The sequence below is a fragment of the Aeromonas sp. YN13HZO-058 genome (genome assembly GCF_001921245.1).
GTDB lineage: Bacteria > Pseudomonadota > Gammaproteobacteria > Enterobacterales > Aeromonadaceae > Aeromonas > Aeromonas allosaccharophila.
Window position 1 is genome coordinate 22313 of sequence record NZ_MQSY01000028.1, and the last position, 24933, is coordinate 47245.

Consider the following 24933-nt stretch of genomic DNA (forward strand, 5'->3'; position numbering starts at 1 on the left):
TGATGAGTCGCAGACGCCCTCTGAGTAACGTCCCTTCCAGTGAGCGGGTTCGCCCGCTCACGCGCTGGCAGCGCGGCTGGCTGAAATTGGGTCGCAGTGGCCGCGCTGGTTGGCGCGGGCTTGGCCGTCTACCGCGCTGGCTGCGTGTCTCGGTGCTGGGTGTTGTAGCACTGCTCCTGTTATTGCTGACGCTGGATCGCATTTTCCCACCGCCGCCGCTCGACCCTGCCTATGCGCGGGTGGTGCTCGACATGAAGGGGCGGCCGCTGCGCGCCTTTGCCGACACCAGCGGCGTGTGGCGCTACCCCGTGACCCTGGAGCAGGTCTCCCCCCGCTATATCGAGGCGCTGCTCGGCTACGAGGATCGCTACTTCTGGCGTCATCCGGGGGTCAATCCGGTGGCCATGGTGCGCGGGGTCTGGCAGTGGCTGCGCTATGGGCGAGCTGTGTCGGGCGGCTCGACCCTCACCATGCAGGTGGCGCGTCTTATCGAGCCCTACCACAGGAGCGTGCCCGGCAAGCTGCGTCAGATGGCGCGCGCGCTGCAGCTGGAGTGGCACTACGACAAGCGTACTTTGCTCACCGTCTACCTCAACCGGGCGCCGTTTGGCGGCAACCTGGAGGGAGTGCAGGCGGCAAGTTTTGCCTATCTCGGCAAGAGCGCCGCCAAGCTGACCTATGCCGAGGCTGCGTTGTTGGCGGTGCTGCCGCAGGCCCCCAGTCGCAACCGGCCGGACCGGCATCCCGAACGGGCCCGCGTCGCCCGTGACAAGGTGATGCAGCGGCTGGTGGCACAGGGTGTCTGGCCGGAGCAGGTGTGGCAGGAGGGGCGCATCGAGCCGGTGCTGGCCCGCGGCCATTTCACGCCGATGGAGGCGCCGCTATTTGCCCGCCTCGCCGCCGATCATCAGGTCGGAGCGCTGGTGCACACTACGATTGACGGCGATCTGCAGCGCTGGCTGGAGGGGCGGGTGGCAAGCTATATCCGCCGTTTCCCCGAGCAGACTTCTGCCGCCCTGCTGCTGGTAGACAACAAAACTATGGCGGTGCGCGCCTATGTAGGCAGCGCCGAGTATGGCAATTTGCGCCGCCACGGTTATCTCGACATGGTGCAGGCGATCCGCTCCCCCGGCTCTACGCTGAAGCCTTTTATCTACGGCCTGGCCATGGATGAGGGGCTGGTGCACTCGGCCTCCCTGCTCTCCGATGCGCCGAGGCTCGGCTCGGATTACAGACCCGCCAACTTTTCCGGCGCCTTTCAGGGGCCGGTGACCCTGATCCAGGCGCTGCAGCAATCCCTCAACGTGCCGGCGGTGCAGGTGCTGGAGGCGTTCGGGCCTGACAAACTGGTCAGCCGCCTCGACAACGCCGGGGTGCGGCTGGCGCTCTCCGACAAGCCCAATCCGGCCATCGCGCTGGGGGCGGCAGGTATTCGGCTCGAGCAGTTGGTAGCCCTCTACAGTGCGCTGACCCGTGAGGGGCAGGTGGCCATGCCGGTCTGGCTGGCGGGGCAGCAGGCAGTGTCGCGCCCCTTGCTGAGCCCGGGGGCGGCCTGGATCATCTGGCAGATCCTGAGCGCGCAGGGACGGGCGGATCAGCCTTTTGCCAGCGAGGCGACTGGCCGGGTTAACCGACTGGCCTGGAAGACCGGTACCAGCTATGGCTATCGCGATAGCTGGGCGATGGGGGTCTCAGGTCGCTGGACCATCGGCGTCTGGCTGGGGCGCCCCGACGGTACCCCCATGCCCGGTTTTTATGGTCAGAGCGCGGCTGTGCCGCTGCTGCTCTCGGTCTACTCGCGGTTGGCGGACAACAGCCCCCTGCCAGCGCAGCCCAATACGGTGAGTGAGGCCGAGATCTGCTGGCCGCTGGGGCGCAAGGTGAGTTCGACCCTGCCGCAGACGTGTTTGCAGCGCCAGAGCGCCTGGTTGCTGGAAGGACGCGATCCTCCCACCTTGCCGGATCCTATGGATTGGCCCTCGCCGCTGCGCCAGGTTGCGCTGACCGCTGAGGGCAAACCGACCCTGGCACGCTGCCATGATGCGGCGCAATCCGGCTTTCGGGCCCTCTGGCCGCTGTCACTGGAGCCGTGGCGGGCGCTTGGCGAGCGACGACAGGCGCTGCTCGCCAGCGGTTGCGCGGGGGAGGGGCGAAGCGCCGAGCTGCAGTCCCCCATTCGCATCGTGGCGCTGGGGGAGGGCAATCTTATTCGCAGCCAGCGTTACCGGCTGCAGCCCAAGGTGCTGGGCGGTGTCGGCAAGCCGGCCTGGTTTCTCAACGGCCAGCGGCTGCGCTGGGACGGGGATCAGGTGCTGAGCGTGGCGGGGCGTTATCAGCTGGTGGTGGTGGACGAGGCGGGCAACAGCGATCGTATCGAGTTTCGCGTGGTGCATCCTGACAGTGATGCCGGCACCATCACCCGTTGAGCGTTTTGCCGACAGCCATTGAGGCGAATGTAATTAACCATTTGAAATGCATCAATATTTGATTGGATGAATTAATTTATGAATAATTACAAATTCATTCAAATCCAATCGGGAGTTCTCTTTTGCTGCGTGTTCTGTGTCCCTTGCTGGTGCTGATGAGTGCGGGTTGTGCCACAACCAATCATGGTGATCACCATGTTTCTCCTGAACGTACCGGGTTCTATTCACCTTTCGAACCTGCTTCCGAGAGTTTTGTGCGTTGTTATCAGAAACAGTTTGCCTGTACCCCTGCCAATATCCGCCGTGACAGGGCGATGGAGGCGCGCAGGCAGGCGCAAGAGCAGGCCAATCACCGTGGTGATGATTGGTAGGCCGCAGATAACGAGAGGGGTTGGCAGATGCCAACCCCTTTTTCATTCCGCCGATTCAGCCAGGCTGGCGCAGATGACCGAGCCGGGTGAAGAAGTGCTGGCTCTTGCGCTGGTGAAAGTGGCTCTTCTTGATGGGATGGAAGATGAGGTTGCTTTCGGGGTGGCTCGCCTTTAGCTGGTGGAGCATCGCCACGGCGGGCAGGCTGGTGCTGACCAGGGTAGTGAGTGGCATGCTGAGGGTCTCGGGCCCCAGCAGCTGATTGAGCCCTTGCTGAGCCTGCTCAAAGCGAGTCAGGGCCGCCGGGTCGGCATAGCCGCTGCCCAGCATGGCGAGCAGGCTGTCGAGGGCCTGATGAAATTCGGCCAGCTGTTGGCGAAAGCCGCTGCGCCCGCGCAGGGCAATCAGCTCTGCAAACGGAATCTCGGCCAGGTGAGTGGGCACTTGCAACGGGATTTCGAGGTGGAAGCAATCCTGCCCGCCCCGGTTGTGGTAGCGGGATTCGAGCAGGTGGAGCAGGCGGTCGAGATAGTCGTGATCGGTAATGAGCGCCCCGTCATTGGCGAGTGCCCACTCACGGGCGAGACGCATGGAGAGCAGGTTGGCAAAGCGCCGTGCCATTCTGATCCCCCCCTCATCCCGGGTCGCAAAGCCGTGGGTCAGGCAAAAGCCGTGCAGCCGCTCCAGTCCGGCCTGCTCCGGGCAGAAGCAGTCGTGGTTGGCGCCCTGGCGCCAGCGACCAATCAGCTCCTTGTTGCCAAACACCTTGTGGCGTACGAAATCGGGGGCCACCAGGCCGCTGATCTGGCTCTCCAGTTGCGGGGTGATGGCGGCAAAGAAGGCGGCATCGGGCCGCTCGGCCAGCAGATCGGTCTGCTGCTGCAGGGTATCGAGCAGGGTGGTTAGGCCACTTTTTTCACTGACGGTGAAGACGAAGGCGAGCCGCTCCAGATAGAGCAGGGCAAATTTGAGCCAGAGCTCGTCGCGTACCTCCATGCCGGGGTAGTAGATATAGGTCTTCATCGGATCGGTCTGTTGTCAAAAATCTGGCGAGGCGCAGGGTGGGGAATATACGCAAGATTGGCGCGGTGCGGCAAATATTGCGTGGGGGAATGTGAGCAAACGCTCATCCAGTAGGCGCTGGCCACAAAGTTCTGATATAATTCGCGCCCTTAAATCAAGGCCACCCGAGTCAAAACCATGAAGTTCATTATCAAGCTGTTCCCGGAAATCACCATCAAGAGCAAATCAGTTCGCCAGCGCTTCACCAAGATGTTGCAGGGCAACATCCGCAACGTGTTGCGCCGCTTCGACGAAGATGCCCGCGTACGGATGGATTGGGACAAGCTGGTAGTGAGCTCCCGTAACGATCAGTTCCACGCCCAGTATCTCGAGACCCTGGCCTGTATCCCGGGCATTCAGTACTTCCTCGAAGTGCAACTGAGCAACTTTACCGACCTGCACGATATCTTCGAGCAGACCCGCGCAGTCTGGGGTGAGCGCCTGAAAGGCAAGACCTTCTGCGTGCGAGCCCGTCGCGTCGGCAAACATGATTTCAGCTCGCTGGAGCTGGAGCGCTATGTGGGCGGTGGCCTCAATCAGCATTGTGAAACCGCCGGTGTGCGTCTGAAAAAACCGGACATCCAGATCAATCTGGAAGTGGAAAATGACGAACTCTACATCATCAGTGCGGTACACCACGGCATGGGCGGCTTCCCGATGGCCACCCAGGAAGATGTGCTGAGCCTGCTCTCCGGTGGTTTCGACTCTGGTGTTGCCTCCTACCAGTTCATCAAGCGCGGTTGCCGCGTTCACTACTGCTTCTTCAATCTGGGTGGTGCGGCCCACGAGATTGGGGTGAAGCAGGTTGCCTATTACCTGTGGAACAAGTTTGGCGCCTCCCACAAGGTGCGTTTCACTGCTATCGACTTTGAACCCGTGGTCGCCGAAATCCTCGAGAAGGTCGACAACGGCCAGATGGGCGTGGTGCTCAAGCGGATGATGATGCGTGCAGCCGGTCAGGTTGCCGACTACTTCCAGATCCCGGCGCTGGTCACCGGCGAGTGCGTGGGCCAGGTCTCCAGCCAGACGCTCACCAACCTGAACGTGATCGACCGGGTGACCGACAAGGTGATCCTGCGTCCGCTTATCACCTGGGACAAGCCGGATATCATCAGCGAAGCCCGCCGCATCGGTACCCTGGAGTTTGCCGAGACCATGCCGGAGTATTGCGGCGTCATCTCCAAGAAGCCGACCGTGAAGGCCGAGCTCTCCCGCATTGAAGCGGAAGAGGCCAACTTCGACTTCTCCATTCTGGACAAGGTGGTCTCCGAGGCCCGTTATCTCGATATCCGCCGTATCGGTGAAGAGACCGCCGCTGAAGTGCAAGAGGTGGAAACGACTCAGGTGCTGGGCGCTGACGAGGTGATCCTGGATATCCGCTCTGCTGATGAGCGTGACGAGAAGCCGCTGGTGGTGGAAGATCGTGAAGTGCTGCATATCCCCTTCTTCAAGCTGGCCACCGCCTTTGGCGATCTGCCCAAGGAGAAGACCTATCTGCTCTACTGCGATCGCGGCGTGATGAGCAAGCTGCAGGCGCTCTATCTGAAAGAGAAGGGCTTTGACAACGTCAAGGTGTACCGCCCGTAAGCGTGGTTTACTCTGCCCATAAAAAATCCGGCCAATGTGCCGGATTTTTTATTGCACGGGGTCAGTGATGACCATCAGGGGCAGGGGACCGGGGTGAAGGAGTCTTGCCCCTGGCAACGCCAGCCCATTTCCGCCTCCCGCATCTGCCACAGGTTGTCGCTGCGATAGAGAGTCAGGATGTAGATCATGTCACTCTTGCTGCCATCGAGGGCCACCGAGAGCACCAGATCATTATCCAGCTGCTGGGCATGAATGCGACTGGGGGTGTCGCCATGCCCCACAAAGCGCAGTGCCACCTCACGGTAGTCATTGACCCAGCGTTGTTGTTGATCACTGGCTTGACGTATCTGCTGGTTGAACTGCTGCACCGGCGCCGAGGCCAGTCGACCAAACACTACTTGAGCTTCGGCGTGGGCTGCCGTCACGTTCGCCAGGAGGAGTGTGGTAAGCATACCGATTTTGCGCATGAGAAGTTCCGGCTAACAACGACTGCTACTATGACAACAGAAAAGCCTATTTGGTTCAACGCAAGGCCCGCAGCGACATGATGGCGCTGTGGGCCTGCTCTCAATTGCGTTGCAGCGAGAAGGTTGGCAGCGACAGATGCCAGTAGATGGCGGCGACCCGCAGGCCAAATACGGCCGTCATGCAGATGAGCATGGCCGTTACCCTGTCCATGTTCGCCTCCAGCGCCAGGGTATAGAGAATGCCGCCGAGGATACAGGCGGTGGCATAGATCTCTTTTTGCAGCACCATGGGCACTTCTCGCGCCAGTACATCGCGGATCATGCCGCCGGCTACGCCGGTCATGGTGCCCATGATCACGGCGATCAGCCCCGGGGTACCGAAGTTGAGGGCCTTCTGGGCACCGATCACGGTAAAGAGGGCCAGCCCGAAGGCATCCGCCACCGGCAGCACATACCAGGGCATCCGGCGGGGCAGCTTGACCATCCACATACCGATCAGCGCCGTCGCGATGACGACCCAGATATAGAGGGGATCGCGCACCCAGAACACGGGGGTAGCGCCCAGGATCATGTCACGGATGGTGCCGCCGCCGATGGCGGTCACTGCCGCCAAAACCATGACGCCAAACCCGTCCATTCTGAGCCGGCCAGCCACCAATACCCCTGAAAACGCGAATACCGCAGTACCAAACATGTCGCTGATGTAAACAATCTGCTCAACCAGTGTCTGCATGGAGAACAACTCACGCCAAATTGTTGATGGGGCCGCGATTTTAGGGGCTGGCGAGCCCAATCGCCAACTGTGCTCGATAAAATTGCGAGTCGAGACGAACTTTTTCTCACTGCATGGACCGGGTGAGTCTCGAGTGTGCCCGCTTGCCACGTCGTTCGCGGGATTCGGGAGGTGACTCCTGTCGTCTGTTTTGGCCCGATTTTTTCCTTAAGTTTCCCCCCGACCCGCCGATATATAAGGTAAGCGGCGTTAATGCGATGAAGCGTTGAAAAAAATGCTAAAGACATCCAAAAACGAGCCGTTAAATAAGACGCATCGGGCACAGAAAATAATAAAGCCTGAGCAAATAGAAGAGTAAATTTAATAGCTTAGGAGAAGAATCATGAGTCTTTACATTAACACTAACGTTTCATCACTCAACGCTCAGCGTAATCTGATGAATACGACCAAAGCATTGGATACATCCTATACTCGTTTGGCGTCGGGCCTGCGTATTAACAGTGCAAAAGATGATGCAGCAGGTCTGCAAATTTCCAACCGTTTGACCTCCCAGATCAATGGGTTAGATCAGGGTAACCGCAACGCCAACGATGGTATCTCTGTTGCTCAGACAGCTGAAGGTGCGATGGACGAAATTACCTCGATGTTGCAACGGATGCGTACCCTAGCACAGCAATCCGCCAACGGTTCCAATAACACTGATGACCGTACTGCGCTGCAGCAAGAGTATACTCAGTTGACTACAGAGATTGACCGAGTTGCAAAAGATACTACTTTTGGTGGTCAGAATTTATTAAATGGCGGTTATTTTGGTACTTTCCAAGTAGGCGCGGATGCTGGGCAGACAATTACTTTCAAAATGACGACAGCGTTTACTCTGAGTGGTATTGCGCAGGCTACTAAAGGTAGCGCGACAGTAGCATCCAGTGCTGCAGCTGGTGTTGATAAGTATAAAGTAACGCCAAATTCAGCAAAGGTAGATATAGCTGATGTCAGTACAATTACAGCTGCTAGTACAGCACAGCTGGCAATGGCGAATCTGGATTTCATGATTAAGGTTGTCGATAGCAAACGAGCCGAATTGGGTGCTGTGCAGAACCGCTTCGATTCGACCATTCGCAACCAAGCTAACGTATCTGAAAACGTCAGTGCAGCACGCTCACGTATCCGTGATGCTGATTTTGCAACTGAAACCGCCAACCTGACCAAGCAGAACATTTTGCAACAGGCGGCTTCTACCATCTTGGGTCAGGCCAACCAGCGTCCTCAGTCAGCCCTCTCTCTGCTGCAAGGTTAACAAAAGAAAACAGGGCGGTTGTTCAGGCCGCCCTGGTCAAGAGATGGAACAAAGGGGTGTTCGGTTCGCACTCTGTTCTATCGGGAGAGATATCATTCTCTATTAGTAATGCCAAGTGTTGTCCAGCTGTTCAGTTCTGTCACACTTGGTCATATTCTCCTGAGCATATGCTCATCTTTAGGCCGGTTTACCGGCCTCTTTTTATTGTGCCGCCAAATTGACGTCACTCTGTCAGTACAAAGCATGAACCGTGCCAATGCAGTCCATCCCGCAAAATCAAGCATCGTCTGATGTTGGCGTTTGGCTGCGTCGTTCCGCCTTTGTCCTATTGCCGCCTACCGGAGAAAACTTGCCGCATCAGGCAACAATTTTCCTAAAGCTTGTCTCTGCGCTGCCGTTAAATAAAGTGAAGCAATCGAGGGGTGTTCGGAATCCAACGTTTGCACTACTGCGGGTGACCTGTTCGTTCAAACAGACACCCGCCTGAAGAGACAGGCATGTTCAACCTGTTCTTCAAACGGTGGGACGTCGTGCTGTTTTGACGACGCAACCTGCAGTCGCATGTTCTTCGGGAGAATATTTTATGGCCATGTATATCAACACCAACATTTCATCATTGAACGCTCAGCGTAACTTGATGAATACCAACAAGTCTCTGGATACCTCCTATACCAGATTGGCATCAGGTCTTCGTATCAACACCGCCAAGGACGATGCTGCCGGCTTGCAGATATCCAACCGTTTGACCTCGCAAGTCAATGGTCTGGATCAAGGTAACCGTAACGCCAACGATGGTATTTCTGTGGCACAAACTGCTGAAGGGGCGATGGATGAAGTGACCTCCATGTTGCAACGGATGCGCACTTTGGCTCAGCAATCGGCGAACGGTTCCAACAATACGGATGATCGTGTCGCTTTGCAGCAGGAATATGATCAGCTGACTACAGAAATAGATCGTATATCCGGTGATACCACTTTTGGTGGTCAAAAATTGCTGGATGGTTCTTATAAGGGGACGTTCCAGGTTGGCGCCGATGCCGGCCAGACGATTACCTTCAAAATGACAACGTCCTTTAATCTTGCCGGTATTGCAAAGGCAACCAAAGGTAGTGCGACAGTCGCATCTAGCGCTGCGACTGGTGTTGACAAGTATAAAGTTACACCAGCAGGAACCCCGGTTGCCGTTGCTGATGTCAAGAGCATTAAGGCTGCGAGTACAGCACAGCTGGCCATGGCCAACCTTGACTTTATGATCAAGGCGGTTGACAGCAAGCGTGCCGAACTGGGTGCGGTGCAGAACCGGTTTGATTCGACCATTCGCAACCAGTCCAACGTCTCTGAAAACCTGAGCGCCGCCCGTTCTCGTATTCGTGATGCAGACTTTGCGACTGAAACCGCCAACCTGACCAAACAGAACATCCTGCAGCAGGCGGCATCAAGTATCCTGGCGCAAGCCAACCAAAGACCGCAATCTGCTCTGTCCCTGTTGGGTTAACGGGTAGTGATGGGATAGACAAGGAGCGACGATATGGCCAATGACATTGGAATCCCCTCATCGGTCACTCCTTCTTCTCTTCAGTCAAGTAGCAAGAGCGGCCAATCGGCCGCTCAAGTGCTATCTGGCATGGCGGAAGAGCAGCGGGTGACGACACAGGATGTGGAAAAACAGCAGGAGGAGCTGAAACAAGAAAACGTCAGCAAGCAGAACATGTCCGAGCGGGACATTGAAAAAGAGGTCCAAAACTTGCAGGAGTTCAGTAAGTTGAAGGGATGGACGGTCAATTTCAGTGTTGAAAAAGAGCTCGAACAGGTCGTTATTAAGGTGATGGATGCCGATACCCAGTCGATGATCCGTCAGATCCCGAGCGAGGAGTTGTTGGCTATCAGCAAACGGATCAAGGATTTGCGTGAAGGGGATGTTATCGGCGGTGGTTCGCGAGTCGGATTATTGCTTGATAAAGAGATTTAATACGTAAGTGTTACGAGGAGAGTGAGAATGGCCACAATTACGTCTGCTGGTGCGGGTTCTGGACTGGACTTGGAGTCTGTCATCGCAGCAAGCGTTGACGCCAAGAAGGCGCAGCTGTTGCAGCCAATTACCACCAAAAAGACCAATGCCCAGATCACTCTCTCTGGGGTGGGACAGCTGAAGTCTGCGATCGCGACTTTTGTCACCACTCTACAGGCGATGTCAAAGGATGATGCGTTTAACAAACGTTCGATAAACATCACCCAGGATAAAGATAATCCGGTTCTCAAGGTAGAGAGTAAGAGTGGTTCTTCAAACGGGCAATATGATATCAGTGTCGAAAAATTGGCGAAAACCAGTAAATTTGAAGGTAGTTTTGCCTCTTCGACCACGCCCATGATTACTCAAGATGGCACCCTGACACTCAAGGCAGGTGACAAAACCTTTGATGTGGATGTTAAAGTGGGAGATTCACTCCAGTCCATTCGCAAGCGCATCAACAATGATAGTGACAACTTTGGTCTTAGTGTCAATATCATGAATACCTCCGATGGCAAGGCGGCCCTTGTTATTGACTCTGGTGTCAGCGGAACCGGTAAGGATCTGCAGATAACCGGCAGCACACCTGAGCTGACTGACAATTTCATCTCCAAGCTGACCCAGAAGCAACAAGCCCGTGATGCCGAGATAAGCGTAGATGGCAATAAATTGACCAGTGCGACCAATACCTTCGATGGCACCATTGTGGGTCTCAAGATTACGGTGTTGAAAGAGTCGGAGAGCACAACTACCACGAACCCGGCTGATGGTACCGTGACGACCACTTACAAGCCAAACAGAGTGGATGTGACTACAGACAAGGCTGGCATCAAGACCATGGTGCAGGGCTTCATCGATGGCTATAACGCTCTGGTGAAGAAGAGCAACGATCTGGGCAAACGCAGCTCTATCGTGGCCGGCGTCAGCCAGAATGATGGTGGAGCCCTGGCGGGGGATGCAACGACCAAGGCTGTGACTAGTCTGATGAGTGGCACAGTCACCGAGCCTTCGAACAACTCTTCGACCTTTTCGACCATCTTTCAGTTGGGGGTCAAGATGGACAACAAGGGAGTGCTCTCCCTTGACTCGACGAAATTTGACGAAGCGGTCGAGAAGAACTTCGACCAAGTAGTGGCTGTATTTGGCGGCAAGGACGGGGTGGCTGGCAAGCTGGCCAATCAGCTTGAGACCTATTCCAAGACAGGGGGGCTGCTTGCCAAGCGGGAGGATACCCTCAATTCGGATTTGCGTGACGTAAACCGCAAACAATCGGATGTAGCGGCCCAGCTTACCAAGTATGAAGAGACACTGAGAGCTCGCTACGGCAGTCTGGATACTCTGCTGGCAAAAATGAACAAGTCTGCTTCTTATCTCAGTTTGCTTAATACCAACACCAAAACCAGTTAATTTGTAGTCAGGAGCGGTGTCTCGTATGTATCGGAAAAATATCAAGGCTTATACCACTCAGAGTCTGCAGTCCGAGTTGGCAGTAGCGGATCCCTATCGCGTGATCCAGTTACTGATGCAAGGATGTCTCGAGCGTCTCGCACAGGCCCGTGGCGCTATTGAGCGCCGTGATTTCGAGGGAAAATCCCAGTCTATCTCCAAAACACTGGCCATTATCAACGGCCTTCAAGATTCATTGGACCTGTCGTATGGCAAGGTACCCGAGGATCTGTTCGCGCTTTATGACTATATGAAGGTACGTATGATGGATGCTAGCCGTGACATGGATGTGAGCGCCATTGATGAAGTGATTAGTCTTATGCTTACAGTCAAGAGTGGCTGGGATGCTATTCCTGTCGAGGAGCGTGACAAGGCGTTAGCGCAGCAAAAAGTGGGTAGACCGGAATGAGTGAGCGCGGCGGCTCTTCACTGTCAACCGTGATAATCCAAGGTGTGCAGTTGCAAGCCCTGCTGGAGCAGGGCGCGCTTGCAGAAGCCGAGCGGCTGGCAGAACATTATCTGCAGTCAATTGAAGAAGTATTCGAGCCGTTTCAGCGTGGAGAGACTCTCAATGTGGAACAGCAGCAGTTACTGTTGCAATTTCAGGTTCTTCATGACTGGGTAAGTCAGGAAAAGCTGCAAGCTGAAGCACAATTACGAGAATTTTCCCAGGCCGGTCGCGCATCGGGTCTGTACAAGCTGAATGCAGGTTAGTCTGATATGGATATTCATCACAAAATAACTGATTTAGAAAATGAGCTGGCTCGACTGGCACTGCAAAAGCAGCAGGAAGCGGCCATGCTAGAGGTGCTTCCCGTCCGTTATGATCTGAACATGGCCGCTTTTGCCAAGTACATGCCTGCCATTCATGACTGTTTCAAGGAGTACCAGTCTGCCAGGCCTTTTCGCTTCTTCTGTAATGAAAATGGTGTTCCCAATATTCTGTGGCTCGATGATGGTCTCTCGCTTTATGGGGAGGATCCATGCCACGAGGTACAGGAGCAGATTGCCGAGGTCATTGAACAGAGTGTCTTGCAATGTATCGACTTTGTGCCCCAGTGGTATATTGATGGTCAGATCCATATCAAATACAACAATGAAATATCCAAATTAAAAGAGAAGTCAGCCTTGGAAGGGTTGCATCTCAATTCGGCCTTACATACCGATATTCCGTTGGCATTGATGTATGGTATTGGCTTGGGTTACCAGCTCGGTTGCCTCTATGAACAGTGCAAGATCAAAAATCTGTTTGCTTTCGAGCCTGATCTTGACATGTTTTATGCGTCACTCTTCTGCTTTGACTGGCATCAGTTGCTCGCCTATATGGAGGCTGAGTCGATCAGTTTGCACCTATTTATCGGTGTTGATGAGCAATTGCTGGTTGCTGATATGATGGAAGCTCTCCATCGTAAAGGAGCATTCTGGTCAGCTAGTTATTTTTCTTTCTGTCATTATCATTCGCCAAAACTACATGCTTTGATCGAACAGGTCGAAAGGGAGTTTTATCTGCTCAAGACTGGATGGGGATTCTTTGATGACAACATCTATGCGCTTGCTCATAGCCACACCCATCTGCAAGATGGCACCCCCTTCCTCAAACGGTGGCGTGATACCAGTGCTTTCGAACAGGTGCCGGTCTTTGTGGTTGGCAATGGTCCTTCACTGGATCAGAGCATCGAGTTCATCCGGCAGCATCAGCAGCAGGCCATCATCATCGCGTGTGGTACGGCGGTCAGTGCGCTCTACAAAGCTGGCGTAAAACCGGATATCTACGTTGCAGTGGAGCGCACCAAAAGTTCTGCAGATTTTCTGAGCATCCTCAACGCCGATGACTTTATCAAGGATGCGGTGTTCCTGAGCGTTGATGTCATTCATCCTGAATGTAAGCTCTTCTTTCGTAAAACAGGATTAGCATTCAAGCCCAACGAGCCGATGTTTTCCATGTTGATCAGCGCGTTTGGTCAGGCATTCGAGTACGATACCATTGAATTTTCCAATCCCTTCGTCGGCAATACCGGCCTCAATTATGCTGCTTTGCTTGGTTTCAAGCAGGTATATCTGTTTGGTATCGACAATGGCTATAAAACAGCCGGGCAGCATCATTCCAGCCTGAGTCTCTATTACAATGATAAGCAAGAGGCGAAATACCAGGAAAATTTAAAGGATACTTTCCCGGCACCGGGTAACTTTGGCGACGAAGTGCGTATCAACCATCTATTCGGACTGGCCATTCATAATATGGCGCGCGTATTGTGCGATTATCCCGAGATGCAATGCGTCAATAGTAGTGACGGCGCTTATATCGAAGGGGCGATCCCTCGCCGTGTTGAGTCGCTGCAACCCGAATGGCCGGAACTCGACAAGATCGCACTCATGGATGAAGTGATGGCCACTTGTTTCCAGCCTTTTGACATGGCCAGTTTTGATTTTGCCGCTGCGTTGCAGGTGCCGCTGTTTGTTGAGCTGGTGGACAAGTTGCGTGATGACTGGCGCCAGGTTGCCTGTGAGCACAACGCGGTGCTGGCCATGATGCAACGCCATCACGACTATCTGCTTTATCTGTTGATGAGCCGCGAATCCCATCTCTATCGGGTATTGATCGGTTCAATAAACTATTTCTACGCCAATATCATCAGCCTGATGATGGCGCAGGTGACAGCAGAACCCGAGGTGCTGGCGGGCAAGATAAAAGAGGCGCAGGCAATTCTGGAGTTATTCTTCGAGGATAGCAAAGTGATGTATGCCGATGCTTTTGATGGTCATGACACCACCTACTTTACCGGCCTGGATGTGTTCAAGCGCTAGTTCTTGAATCGGATGGGGATGACGCTGTTCATCTCCATATCCTAACAGTATGATATCGAAGTATTTAATCCCTTCAGGTGCATATATGGCCACCCTTTCCCTGGCATCCACCGCATTTCTCATGCCCGGTAATGTGGCGTGGACTCCTTTGGGTCGATGTGCGCGGTTGCAATTTTGTCCTCAAGGTCAATGGCAGCCGATGGCCGATTGTGACGGACATCTGGTGCTCTGGTTTTGGGAGCAACTGCTGACCGACAGCGAATGCCAGCATTGGTACACTCTGGATGATCCCGAATTGTCCGAGACCATTGATACTTGGTTGGAAGCATTGCTCTCACCACTGCTGGGGACTCCTCATCTTTATCTCGGCGCCTGCTCACTGCAAGGGGGCGGGGTGAGTGGTGCTCTCCATCCCTGGATGATGCAGCTGGATGCCTGCTTTACCCGAGCGCTTGCACGTCACCACATTCGGGATTTGGGGCTAGGTCGCTGGCTCTCTGAGCAGGGACGATCCCATTGTGTGGACGAGCGTAATCGTTATCTTCTTTCTTGTCCTCTCTCGATGCACGGCTTGACTAGCCTTGCCGATTGGATTGCCGCGCGTTGGATGCTTGATCAGGCGCCGATACGCAAGGTGTTGGTGCTCGACTGTGACAATACCCTGTGGGGGGGGGTCGTGGGTGAAGAGGGGCTGACTGGCCTTTACCTTGGTCAGGACGGTCTCGGTAAACTCTATCAGTCGTTTCAGGATGTGGTGCTCTACTGGTATCAGCGCGGCGTGTTATTGGCATTATGCTCTAAAAACGATCCGGCAGATGTTTGGCTGGTGTTTGAGCAGCATGGCTCCATGAGACTCAAAAAGCGGCAGATTGCAGCGTCTGCCATTGGTTGGGGCTCTAAATCTCAAGGTTTACGAAATATTGCCGCCAGCCTCAATCTGGGGCTTGAGGCCTTGGTCTTCTGGGATGACTCCCCCCTAGAAAGGGCCGAAGTTCGACATGCCCTGCCACAAGTCGATGTCATTGAACCACCAGCAGATATTTGGGCATGGCCTACAACCTTGCTCACTTATGGAGGGTTTTCACGCACCTTCAGTGGTGATGACACTCTTCGTCAGGCCTCCTATCTGGCATTGGCAGATGCCGCCCGGTTACGTAGCAAGGCCGGCAGTGAACAGCATTTTCTCGCCTCCTTGTCGCTGCGTGCAGCGATACAGCCGCTGGCGATGGATAACCTTGATCGTGCCGAGCAGATCACCCATAAAACCAACCAGTTTAACCTCTCCTGTCAGCGATATGAGGCAAGCGAGCTCAAACGGCTGGCGCAGTCTGGCTGGTGTTGGCTAGTGTCGTTGCAGGATCGCTTTGCCGATCATGGTTTGGTTGGCTTGGTGCTGATCATTAAAATCACGCCCAAGCTGGCGTTGCTCGATGCGCTGGCTCTGAGTTGCAGAGTGTTGTCCAGAGGACTCGAATATTGGTTGCTGGCTCGTGTCTCGGCTGCATTGCGCGAGGCGGGGATCGAGCGTCTGGTTATTGGCTCGAACCGTTGTGAACGTAATGAACCTGCGCTGACATGGTTGGCATCCCTGTTGTTAACCCCCTGTGATAATCCGGATCCTGCCCGTTTTTCCCATGAGCATTACCATAGTCTGGCGCTCGAACAGCTGAATTTGCCTTTTTTGGAGTTTTATCACCATGACTGATCTCTTCACTCTGTTAGAACAGCAGTTCCCTTCTGCCATCATCTCGCGAGGCAACTATCAGCTGGGACTTGGGGCCTTTCCGGAATGGGATTCGCTCGGTCATTTCAATTTTCTGTTGCTGGTTGAGCAGACGTTCTCGGTACGCTTCGAGCCCGAAGAGTTGGCGACTATGAAACAGCTTCAGGATGTTCGTGATGCGCTGTTGCTGCGTGGTCTTGCGCTGTGATTGAAGCTCTCTCTCATGTTCTTGGCGCCCTCGGGATCGCACGTGGAAGCGCTATCATGGTTCACTCTGACGCCATGGCGGTGGCCCAGTTTCCAGGGCGGGGCAATGAAGCCGGCATGCATGCTTTTTGGCTCGGGATGCAGGAGTGGCTGGGGAAAGAGGGTACTTTGCTGGTGCCGACATTCACGTATAGCCTGACTCGCCAGATCTGTTTCGACAGGGCGACATCCCCCAGTGAAGTCGGGTTGATGACGGAGCAGTTTCGCACTCTGCCAGGGGTGGCGCGGACCCGCGATCCTATCTTTAGCGTTGCGGTATGGGGAGCGGGGCGCGACGAGGTGGTTGCAGCAGGGGGTCATGACTGCTTTGGTGAAGAGAGCCCCTTCGCCTGGTTGGCGGCCCACGATGGCTGGATTACCGGTTTTGCCTGTCATCCCGATCGCATTACCTTCACTCATTATGTCGAGCAGCAACTAGGTGTCGATTATCGCTTTATGAAACGCTTTGAGGGGGATGTCCGCGAGCTTGGAATGGTGTGCTCCTGGCATTGTGACTACTTTGTGCGAAGACTCGATCTGGCCAGCGAGATAGATCTCTCCCGTCTGGTTGAAGCCCTTAAAAGTCAGAACAAATGGCACCATGGGTTATTTGGCCGGTTACCGGTTTGGGCGGTTCGTTGTGCTGACTTTGCCGCGGTGGCAAAAGAGCTGATCGCAGTCCATCCCAATGCGCTTATCAGGGAGGGGAGATGAAACTACACCATATTGGACTGGTGGTGGCCGAACTGGATCTTGGCGTACGTTATTGCCGCGAGACCCTCGGGCTTTCCCGCTTTAGCGAGCCGGTGCTCGATCCGTTGCAGCGGGTGCATATCTGTTTTGCCTATGATGATGCGGGTATTTGCTATGAACTGATTGCCCCGGCCAGTGAAGAGAGCCCCGTCAGTCAGGCGCTACGTACCCGTCATAACCTACTCAATCACCTAGCCTATGAGGTGGCAGACCTGGCAATAGCTGCTGAAAAACTGCGGGCCCAGCGTCATCTTCCCCTCGGGCTCAGCCAGCCTGCCATCGCGTTTGGCGGCGCCCATGTCCAGTTTTTCCTGAGCCCCCTTGGCCATATAGTTGAATTGATCGAGGCACCCACCCCATGAGTTTTTCACCCAAGAGTGGCTATCTGCCCACCGACTGGGACGACCAGGCACAGATCGGTGAGCAGCTGCATCGGCTGCTCACCCTGTTGTTTCCGCTCAACCGTAGCCTGACCGGGGACGGGGTTCGACAGTCGCTGGCCCTGTGGCGCGAGCATTGCCTGCCCGAGTTGCAGATCCATGAAGTGGCCAGCGGCACCGAGTGCTTCGACTGGACCGTGCCTGACGAGTGGAACGTGCGGGAAGCCTACATAGTGGGGCCAGATGGACGCAGGGTGGTGGACTTCCAGGAGCACAACCTGCATCTGGTCGGTTACTCGGAGCCGGTGCGCAGCACCCTCTCGCTGGCCGAGCTGCAGTCTCATCTGCACTCCTTGCCCGACATGCCGGACGCCATTCCCTATGTGACCTCCTACTACAAGCGCCGCTGGGGCTTCTGTCTGCCCCATCGGCTGCGTGAGGCGCTGCCGGAGGGGGAATATCAGGTGGTGATCGATGCCTCTCTGGAACCGGGTTCGCTCACCTATGGTGACTGGGTGCTGCCGGGGGAGAGCGAGCAGGAGATCCTGCTGTCGAGCTACACCTGCCACCCCTCCATGGCCAACAACGAGCTCTCTGGCCCCTGTGTCGGTGTCTTCCTGATGGCTTGGCTGGCGTCACTGCCCACACGCCGTTACGGCTACCGGCTGATGCTGGTGCCTGAAACCCTGGGCGCCATCGTCTACCTCTCTCGCCATCTGGACCAGCTCAAGCAGCGCACCCTGGCCGGGTTCAATCTGACCTGCCTTGGCGATGACCGCGGTTACTCCTTCCTCCCTTCCCGCCAGGGCAACACGCTGTCGGATCGCATCGGTCGACATGTGCTGGGTCATCTGGCGCCGGGCTACAAGGCGTACAGTTTCCTGGAGCGAGGCTCCAACGAGCGCCAGCTGTGCGCCCCCGGCATCGATCTGCCGGTTACTACCCTGATGCGCAGCAAATATGGCTGCTATGCCGAATACCACACTTCGCTCGATGATCTCTCGCTGGTGACGCCGGCCGGTTTGGCTGGCGGATTCATGGCGCTGCGCCGAGCCATCGAGTGTCTGGAGCTGGACGAGCGCTGCGAGGTGACTGTACTGGGAGAGCCCCAGCTGGGCAAACGGGGTCTCTATCCTGATCTGTCGACCCGCTATTCCGGTTGGCAGGTGAGGGAGATGATGAATCTGCTGGCCTACAGCGATGGCAAGCTGACCCTGTTCGAGATCGCCGAGACCATCAAGGTGCCTTTCTGGCGGGTGGTGCCACTCGCTAGATCACTTCTTGACGCGGGGTTGCTACGTCGACATAGCCCCGTTCTTGAAAATGCACTTACAAAATAATAATTACTTGGAGTGTATGGGGTTGGTAAATACGATAGTGTTCATACCTCAGCTCCTTATCGAATATCACATTTTTTGTATGACAGAAAAACGCCGGATTATCTACCTTGGTCATGCTTTAAGGAAAGAATTATGAAGTGCCCATATTGTCACAGTGATAACACATTGATTTTTCTTGAGCGAAAAATGCCAACAGTCCTATCTGCATATTCTGGCAGTTTTCCTGTGAAAGTGGCAGATATGCAGATTAGTGCTTGCAAGGATTGCCTAGTCGGCTTTGCGTCGAAGAAATTATCCTCGGAAGAGCTAACTGAGATATATGATAACTATTTATATATTTCCCCGCTAAATAATATTGGCGTTACTAAATATGATGGGATGATTAATACTATCAGAAAGAATTTTAGTATAAATGATGAAATTATAGAAATTGGTTGTTCGGAAGGGTATCTTTTGAAAAAACTCAGAGATGTTGGCTTTTCGAATGTGACGGGAATTGAGCCAGGCCCTCAGGCTGATAGTGCGAAGGCATTGGGACTCAATGTCATAAAAGGTTATTTTGATGCCAGTCATGCTAAGAATAAAATTGATGGTTATTATCTTATGCATGTGTTCGAACATTTTGAAGACCCATTCTCAATTTTCAGATTAATGTCTGAAACATTGAATGAGACAGGGAAGATTGTAATTGAGGTACCAAACTTTGGTGGTTTTCACATCCAACACTTATTCTATTATAATATTTATTTCATGCAAGTTTTGTCTCGAGATAATGATTTAAAAATAATAGATTATTGCATTGAAAATGGCAGTTTAAGAGTTGTATTTGCTAAGGATGAAAACGTACGGTATCGCAAAATTCATCTAGTGTTCGACAAGATAAAATATATAGAAAATCTTACGGAGATTAAAAGTAGCTATGAATCATATCGTGAGAGAGTTAATGGCTTTCTTAGAGGTAAAGATACTGTTTTTTGGTGGGGGGCAGGATCCGCATCGGTAATTATTCTGAATGAAATAGAGCGAGATGTACTGAATAATACAAAAATAATCGTTGTTGACGGAGATAGGAATAAGTCTAATCTTACAATTCCAGGTGTAAACTTGAAAGTTGACCATTATAGCAACTTTAATGGTGCACATATCAATAACTTGGTGATTGCATCCAGCTTCTATAAAGAGATACTTGATTCAATAGAGCTCAGTGGCATAACGTATGACCATGTGGAGGTTTTTAGTTATGCCTAAAGCCATCAGGCAGCAGGTCATCACCGTCAGTGCGAGAGCTGAACATGCGGTTGGCAATGTGGTATGAATATGTTGCCTGTGATTTTGAGCATGGATGTAACGACATCCATTGCGTGGTGACCCATAACCTCTGGAATTATCTGGGTTGGCGCAGGATGCTGGATCGTTACGGGAAGGGTGTGGATATCAGGGACTGTCTGCATGAGGTGCTGGGGCGCCACATGAAACACGTAATGGGGGCATAGCCAAAATAAATCCCTGATCAGGTGCGGAATGTCGGGTAGAGGCACTGGTTGTTCCGCAGCTCAACTGCGGGCAGTTGGTTGGAGATCAAAGTTAGCTGAACGCTTGGCGGCGTGACAGTTTCTTGCGAGATAAATTGGATGTGGCCTTGATCATGAAACATCTCCTGCTGTGGTGGGGGAGGAAGGGGCCGTCAGGGTATGCACCAGCTCATATTCGAGATAGTCGGCTAGCCCAAGCCAGTCTTGCCGTTCCTGGCTGTGGAGCAAGGAGGCTATCAGGTCGGGTGGCAGGTTGCCCCGCTCGGTGAGGGTCTCCTGTAGCAAAACGGGCAGGGCCTGACTCGCCGAAACCGATTGTCCCAGCCGAAACTGGTGTGCCAGCGCCGTGATGCGGGTTATCAGGCTATTAATCATGACAGGTACTCCGGATGGTAGCTGCAACCCACAATCTCCGCACCTTCCCGGCTGCAGCTCCAGAATTTCACCTCGGGATGGCGCGCTATGTATCGTTCAAGTTCGATGCGATAGGCGGAGAAGTTCGGATTGGTCTTGACCCGCCGCCCGTGTCCATCAAGGGTCCAGCTGAGCGCCTCGCTGGCTCTGGGGCCGAGCGCCCCATCCGCCCATCCGGAGTGGGTTAGCTCGCCGGGGAAGGCAAAATCCGTTCCCAGCAGAATGACCTGCTGGCAGCCCATCTGCACGGCGAGGTCGACGGCGGGATGGATGACGCTGCCGCCCGAGTGCAGGGTCCCCTTGGGGATCGCCTGCCTCAGCGTCTGGTACATGGGACTGCGGGAGTAGGCTGCCTTGCGCGGTCCTTGCCAGGCCAGTAGGGCTGCCGTGGGGACCATGGGATAGTAGACCAGGGTGGTCTGGGCCGACTGGGCGGCAGGCAGTCTGTCGCCGTAGATGGCCTCATCTATGGTGACGACGATGTCGGGCCGGATGCCGTGGCGCAGCAAAAAAGCCAGCGCAGTGTCAACGCTGATCAGCAGGTAGTCCTGCCGACGGTTCTGCAACTGCTTCTGCAGGGTGGCCAGGTTGTGCTGCAGGGTCGGGCCGCTTGCCACGACAAGGGCCTGCTTGCCCTGGGCCAGACCGAACAGGGTCGCCACATCGCCATCACCGGCCAGCAGCTCGCGGTTTTCGGCCAGCCGCCTAGTAATGTCGGGGTGCTCGGCATCGAACCTGGCCAGGACGAACGGCAACTCTATTTCACTCACCAGCCGGTCGCGGATGCGGGCTGCTGCATCTTCCACCAGCAACAGTTCGGGCGGCAGGGCGAAGAAGGGCAGACGCATCTCGCTCTCGTCCCCCGCCATCATTAGTTCGACCCTAGGGTCAGCCAGCCAGTCCTGCTGGTCCAGCAGCCGCAGCACTAGGGCAAACAGGGCGCCATTCATGATCTTCACTTCCAGCCGCTTGAGGCCGCTGCGCGCCAGCAGGGCGCGCGGCAGATCACCGAGCCCGGTGCCGTAGAGGTGCAGCACCGGCTGTTCGGGCAGGCTGGCGGCCTGCAGCTCGGCCTCTTTCACCCTGTCATGGCGACTGGTGAGCTGGATGCCGTTGATGCTGAGGGTCGAGCCCAGCCCTTCGGTCAGCTCGGCTTGGATGCTATTCACGTCCTGCGCCAGCAGGCGGTGCCAGAGGGTGGGCCAGCGCTGGCTGATGAGCCTACCGTGCTGGTTGAAGAGATCATCACTCATCTTTTTCTATCCACTCCCAGTTGAGAGGTTGATTGGCGCTTAGATCGCGCCTGACCCGCTTGCCGATGAGCCGATCGTAATCGGCGGGGGGCAGGCCGAGGGCGGGGCGCACTGACTTGATGTGCTCTGCGGTGATCACCTCTCCTGCTGCAATATTCTTGACCAGATAGAGGGAGCGGCGAAACGCGCGGTTACCCTGTTCACTTGCGGTGAGCTGGTAATCGGCTACTCCGAGAGCGGCATGGGCGGTATTGACCGAGGTTACCAGTTCGGCGAGTTCCGCCGGTTCCATGGAAAAAGCGCAATCCGGCCCGCCGTCGGCGCGGGCTAGGGTAAAGTGTTTCTCGATGAGGGTCGCCCCGAGCGCGGTGGCGGCGATGGCGGTGGCCGAACCCAGAGTGTGATCGGAGAGCCCGACCTCGACGCCAAAGCGCTGGCGCAGCATGGGGATGGTGCGTAGGTTGTATTCGGCCGCGGGCGCCGGATAGCCGCTGACGCAGTGCAGAAGTGCCAGCTGGCCGCTGCCATGCTTGAGCGCCATCTCAACTGCGGCGGCGATCTCGGCCTCGTTGGCCATGCCGGTGGACATGATGAGCGGCTTGCCGGTCTGGGCGGCGTAGCGGATCAGGGGCAGGTCCACCAGCTCGAAGGAGGCAATCTTGTAGGCCGGGCAGTCGAGGGATTCCAGCAGATCCACGGCGCTGAAATCGAACGGACTGCTGAACACCGTCAGCCCCAGCTCGCGCCCCTTGGCAAACAAGGCCTGATGCCATTCCCACGGCGTGTGCGCCCACTCATAAAGATCGTAGAGGCAGTGACCATCCCACAAGCCGCCGTGGATCTGAAATTCCGGCCGATCACTTTTGAGGGTGATGGTGTCGGGGCGGTAGGTCTGCAGTTTGACCGCACTGGCCCCGGCCGCCTTGGCGGCGGTCATGATGGCCAGCGCGCGTTCCAGGTTGCCGTTGTGGTTGGCCGATAGTTCGGCGATCACATAGGGCGCCTGCGCCGGGCCTATGGATTGATGGGCGATCTGCATCTGTGGTCAGGCTCCTGTGCCAAGTTGCCAGCCTTGCGGCGCCGGCTGCCAGGGGGCAGGGGGCGCTATCTTGGGTGGCTCGGCAAGATAGAGGGGAAATTGGGAGAAAATTTTTAGCAAGCGATGTGCCAACACTTGCCAAACCTCGGGGGCAATCAATTGCTGGGCTTGCCACAGTAGTTGCTGGCCATTGAGGGCCAAGGTGAGCAGTGCCTTGTCATAATGACGTAACTGCCACTGCTGGCCATCTGGTATCAGTTGATAATCGGGTTGTGGTAGCAGCCAGGCGGTGAGGCGATCCAGCCCCAGCCCGTCTACCTGCTGCTGGCCACGGCGGCGGTAGTCGTCTGCCTGTCGTTCAAGTCGTTGCAGGGCCTGCATCAGCCGCTCAGGCTCAGCCAGCTCGCTCAACGTGAGTCGCTCTGCCAACTGGAAGCGGGCGATCACTTCGTCGTTGAACTGCTGGTTGTCGACGATGGGCACTGCCAGGGTCGGCAGGCCGAGACAGGCCCGCTCCCAGGTCATGCCGCCGGCGGCGCCGATGGCGAAGTCGTGCCGGCTCATCAGGTCGGCCATCTGGCCGCTCTGGCGCAGCAGCACCAAATCGAGGTCGGCCAGCTCGGCCACTCTCTGTTCCAGCTCGGGCCAGAAGGGGTTGGCGCCGCCCGCCACCAGGGTCCAGCTAATGGTGCGGGCCCAGGGCAGCTTGGCCAGGCTGTTGAGGGTGACGAGGCAGGCGCCGGCGGGATCTGCGCCGCCAAAGCAGACAAGGCCCCGTTGCCACTGACTGGCGTGTGGCCGCGCCAGCTGGCGATAGGCGGGGCGCAGCAGGGCATAGTCGGTACCCAGCAGCAGCCGGCAATCGGCTGGGGTGAGCGGCTGGTAATCGACGGTGTGGCGCAAGGGGCCCTGATCCAGCAGCAACTGACCATGATGAGGGCGATCGGCCAGATCGTCGATCACCAGCAACTGACCACAGTGACTTGCCAGTGTCTGCTCGATTTGCCGATCAATCTGGTAGTGATCACACACCAGCCACTCCGGGCGCAAGGTGGGCAAGGGGCCTGCATCGTCCAGATCACAGAGAGCGTGATGCTGGTGGGAGTGCAGCAGTGGCAACAGGTGCATAGGTAGCTGATGGCAGAGGAAGTGGCACTCGGCGCCAGCCGTTTTCAGCCGATCGGCGATGGCCAGACAGCGCATCTGATGACCCAGCCCAATCTCGGTGCCGGCGTCGAGCCGGAAGGCAACCTTAAACGTCATCTTGGGCCAGCACCTGATAGAGCAGTTCGGCCAGGTGCCAATCTTCCAGCGTGTCGATATCGACCACCCTGTGCCGCGGCAGTGTGTGGCCAATCCCTTCTCCCCCCACCGGACTGATCCCTCCCAGCCAGGCCGCACGGCTGCCCCAGTAGAACTGGCCGGCATCCTGATAGGCAGGTTCCAGATCCTGGGAGCGTTTTGCCATCTGCTCCGGCCAGAAGGGGGTGACCCGCCCCTGCTCATCCATGCGCACGGCGCGCTGGATAGGGAAGCCAAACTCGGCCACGGTATAAACAAATGGAGCCTTGCTTGCGATCAGTTCCTGATAGGCGGACTTCAGGTCATCGGCCTGGATAAGCGGCACGGTGGCATAGATGCAGCAGTAGTGCTCTGCTTTGATGCCTAACTGATCGAGCCGCTGGATGGTGTCGATCACCACAGGGGTGGTACCTGTGTGATCGTCGGCAAGGCTGGCTGGCCGCAGAAATGGCACTTCCGCCCCCAGTTGACGAGCGACCTCGGCAATCTCGTCATCATCGGTGGAGACCACAATCTTGCTGAAACAGCCAGATTTCTGCGCCGCCTGGATGGCATAGGCGAGCATGGGCTGGCCACAGAAGGGGCGGATATTCTTGCGTGGAATGCGTTTGCTGCCACCCCGGGCTGGGATAATGGCGATGGCCATGATGGGCTCTCTCTGCTGGATTAATGACTGGCCGCAACTAGGATAATCGATGACAACTATTTGATTATTTTTGATATTATACTGGTTTTTCTGCTTGTATTATCG

The 24933-nt window shown here is 55.7% G+C and carries 23 protein-coding genes and 1 pseudogene; 16 read left to right on the forward strand and 8 right to left on the reverse strand.

What is annotated here, in order from left to right; genetic code table 11:
- Positions 1-2: 2 nt before the first annotated feature.
- Positions 3-2426, forward strand: a complete 2424-nt coding sequence (gene pbpC, locus BSP75_RS06340; RefSeq protein ID WP_075112608.1) for a penicillin-binding protein 1C — start codon at positions 3-5, stop codon at positions 2424-2426.
- Positions 2427-2852: 426 nt separating this feature from the next.
- Here the strand turns inward: pbpC and BSP75_RS06350 are convergent, their stop codons facing one another.
- Positions 2853-3818, reverse strand: a complete 966-nt coding sequence (locus BSP75_RS06350) for a hypothetical protein (RefSeq protein ID WP_075112610.1) — start codon at positions 3816-3818, stop codon at positions 2853-2855.
- A 177-nt stretch (positions 3819-3995) separates the two neighbouring features.
- Between BSP75_RS06350 and thiI the strand changes: the two genes are divergently transcribed.
- Positions 3996-5444, forward strand: coding sequence for a tRNA uracil 4-sulfurtransferase ThiI (thiI, locus tag BSP75_RS06355; RefSeq protein WP_075112611.1), 1449 nt, complete (start codon positions 3996-3998; stop codon positions 5442-5444).
- Between the two features lie 74 nt (positions 5445-5518).
- Here thiI and BSP75_RS06360 read toward each other — a convergent pair whose 3' ends face one another.
- Both BSP75_RS06360 and BSP75_RS06365 read right to left on the reverse strand, forming a co-directional pair.
- Positions 5519-5911 carry a hypothetical protein gene (locus BSP75_RS06360; RefSeq protein WP_042063739.1) on the reverse strand — a complete coding sequence of 131 codons (393 nt, stop codon included), beginning with the start codon at positions 5909-5911 and terminating at the stop codon, positions 5519-5521.
- Positions 5912-6011: 100 nt separating this feature from the next.
- Entirely contained in the window at positions 6012-6644 is a 633-nt protein-coding gene (locus BSP75_RS06365; protein WP_005333975.1) for a trimeric intracellular cation channel family protein, read from the reverse strand.
- Between the two features lie 382 nt (positions 6645-7026).
- Here BSP75_RS06365 and flaA point away from each other — a divergent pair, with 382 nt between their 5' ends.
- The 14 genes and pseudogenes from flaA to BSP75_RS21985 form a co-directional block, all read left to right on the forward strand.
- The gene (gene flaA, locus BSP75_RS06370) at positions 7027-7941 is read left to right on the forward strand and encodes a flagellin A (RefSeq protein ID WP_075112612.1); all 915 of its coding nucleotides are present in this window, start codon (positions 7027-7029) and stop codon (positions 7939-7941) included.
- Between the two features lie 583 nt (positions 7942-8524).
- Entirely contained in the window at positions 8525-9436 is a 912-nt protein-coding gene (gene flaB / locus BSP75_RS06375) for a flagellin B (protein WP_075112613.1), read from the forward strand.
- A gap of 33 nt (positions 9437-9469) precedes the next feature.
- Positions 9470-9910: a flagellar protein FlaG gene (locus tag BSP75_RS06380; protein ID WP_075112614.1), complete on the forward strand. Its 441-nt coding sequence runs from the start codon at positions 9470-9472 to the stop codon at positions 9908-9910.
- A gap of 27 nt (positions 9911-9937) precedes the next feature.
- Complete coding sequence (fliD, locus tag BSP75_RS06385) at positions 9938-11356, forward strand: flagellar filament capping protein FliD (protein ID WP_075112615.1); 1419 nt, start codon at positions 9938-9940, stop codon at positions 11354-11356.
- 25 nt (positions 11357-11381) lie between these two features.
- The gene (gene fliS / locus BSP75_RS06390; RefSeq protein ID WP_075112616.1) at positions 11382-11804 is read left to right on the forward strand and encodes a flagellar export chaperone FliS; all 423 of its coding nucleotides are present in this window, start codon (positions 11382-11384) and stop codon (positions 11802-11804) included.
- 44 nt (positions 11805-11848) lie between these two features.
- Positions 11849-12109, forward strand: a complete 261-nt coding sequence (locus BSP75_RS06395; protein WP_253186614.1) for a hypothetical protein — start codon at positions 11849-11851, stop codon at positions 12107-12109.
- Positions 12110-12115: 6 nt separating this feature from the next.
- A complete protein-coding gene (locus BSP75_RS06400) occupies positions 12116-14200 on the forward strand; it encodes a 6-hydroxymethylpterin diphosphokinase MptE-like protein (protein WP_075112618.1) in 2085 nt (694 codons plus the stop codon).
- Positions 14201-14285: 85 nt separating this feature from the next.
- The gene (locus tag BSP75_RS06405) at positions 14286-15905 is read left to right on the forward strand and encodes an HAD-IIIC family phosphatase (RefSeq protein ID WP_075112619.1); all 1620 of its coding nucleotides are present in this window, start codon (positions 14286-14288) and stop codon (positions 15903-15905) included.
- A complete protein-coding gene (locus BSP75_RS06410) occupies positions 15898-16131 on the forward strand; it encodes an acyl carrier protein (protein ID WP_075112620.1) in 234 nt (77 codons plus the stop codon). The genes BSP75_RS06405 and BSP75_RS06410 overlap by 8 nt, the downstream gene beginning before the upstream one ends.
- A gap of 56 nt (positions 16132-16187) precedes the next feature.
- Positions 16188-16883: an AAC(3) family N-acetyltransferase gene (locus tag BSP75_RS06415; protein WP_148140634.1), complete on the forward strand. Its 696-nt coding sequence runs from the start codon at positions 16188-16190 to the stop codon at positions 16881-16883.
- Positions 16880-17284, forward strand: coding sequence for a VOC family protein (locus BSP75_RS06420; protein WP_075112622.1), 405 nt, complete (start codon positions 16880-16882; stop codon positions 17282-17284). The genes BSP75_RS06415 and BSP75_RS06420 overlap by 4 nt, the downstream gene beginning before the upstream one ends.
- Positions 17281-18642 carry a DUF4910 domain-containing protein gene (locus BSP75_RS06425; RefSeq protein WP_075112623.1) on the forward strand — a complete coding sequence of 454 codons (1362 nt, stop codon included), beginning with the start codon at positions 17281-17283 and terminating at the stop codon, positions 18640-18642. The genes BSP75_RS06420 and BSP75_RS06425 overlap by 4 nt, the downstream gene beginning before the upstream one ends.
- Positions 18643-18774: 132 nt before the next feature.
- On the forward strand, positions 18775-19890 hold the full coding sequence (locus BSP75_RS06430) for a class I SAM-dependent methyltransferase (RefSeq protein ID WP_075112624.1): 1116 nt from the start codon (positions 18775-18777) through the stop codon (positions 19888-19890).
- A 107-nt stretch (positions 19891-19997) separates the two neighbouring features.
- A pseudogene (locus BSP75_RS21985) lies at positions 19998-20135 on the forward strand (IS1595 family transposase); the annotation flags it as partial.
- Between the two features lie 150 nt (positions 20136-20285).
- Here the strand turns inward: BSP75_RS21985 and BSP75_RS06440 are convergent.
- The 5 genes from BSP75_RS06440 to pseF are packed head-to-tail and all read right to left on the reverse strand — an operon-like array spanning position 20286 to position 24828.
- Positions 20286-20549, reverse strand: a complete 264-nt coding sequence (locus tag BSP75_RS06440; RefSeq protein ID WP_075112626.1) for a hypothetical protein — start codon at positions 20547-20549, stop codon at positions 20286-20288.
- On the reverse strand, positions 20546-21841 hold the full coding sequence (locus tag BSP75_RS06445) for a 6-hydroxymethylpterin diphosphokinase MptE-like protein (protein ID WP_075112627.1): 1296 nt from the start codon (positions 21839-21841) through the stop codon (positions 20546-20548). The genes BSP75_RS06440 and BSP75_RS06445 overlap by 4 nt, the downstream gene beginning before the upstream one ends.
- Positions 21834-22880 carry a pseudaminic acid synthase gene (gene pseI / locus BSP75_RS06450; RefSeq protein ID WP_075112628.1) on the reverse strand — a complete coding sequence of 349 codons (1047 nt, stop codon included), beginning with the start codon at positions 22878-22880 and terminating at the stop codon, positions 21834-21836. The genes BSP75_RS06445 and pseI overlap by 8 nt, the downstream gene beginning before the upstream one ends.
- A gap of 6 nt (positions 22881-22886) precedes the next feature.
- Positions 22887-24143, reverse strand: a complete 1257-nt coding sequence (gene pseG / locus BSP75_RS06455; RefSeq protein WP_075112629.1) for a UDP-2,4-diacetamido-2,4,6-trideoxy-beta-L-altropyranose hydrolase — start codon at positions 24141-24143, stop codon at positions 22887-22889.
- A complete protein-coding gene (gene pseF, locus BSP75_RS06460; RefSeq protein WP_075112630.1) occupies positions 24133-24828 on the reverse strand; it encodes a pseudaminic acid cytidylyltransferase in 696 nt (231 codons plus the stop codon). The genes pseG and pseF overlap by 11 nt, the downstream gene beginning before the upstream one ends.
- Positions 24829-24933: the final 105 nt, after the last annotated feature.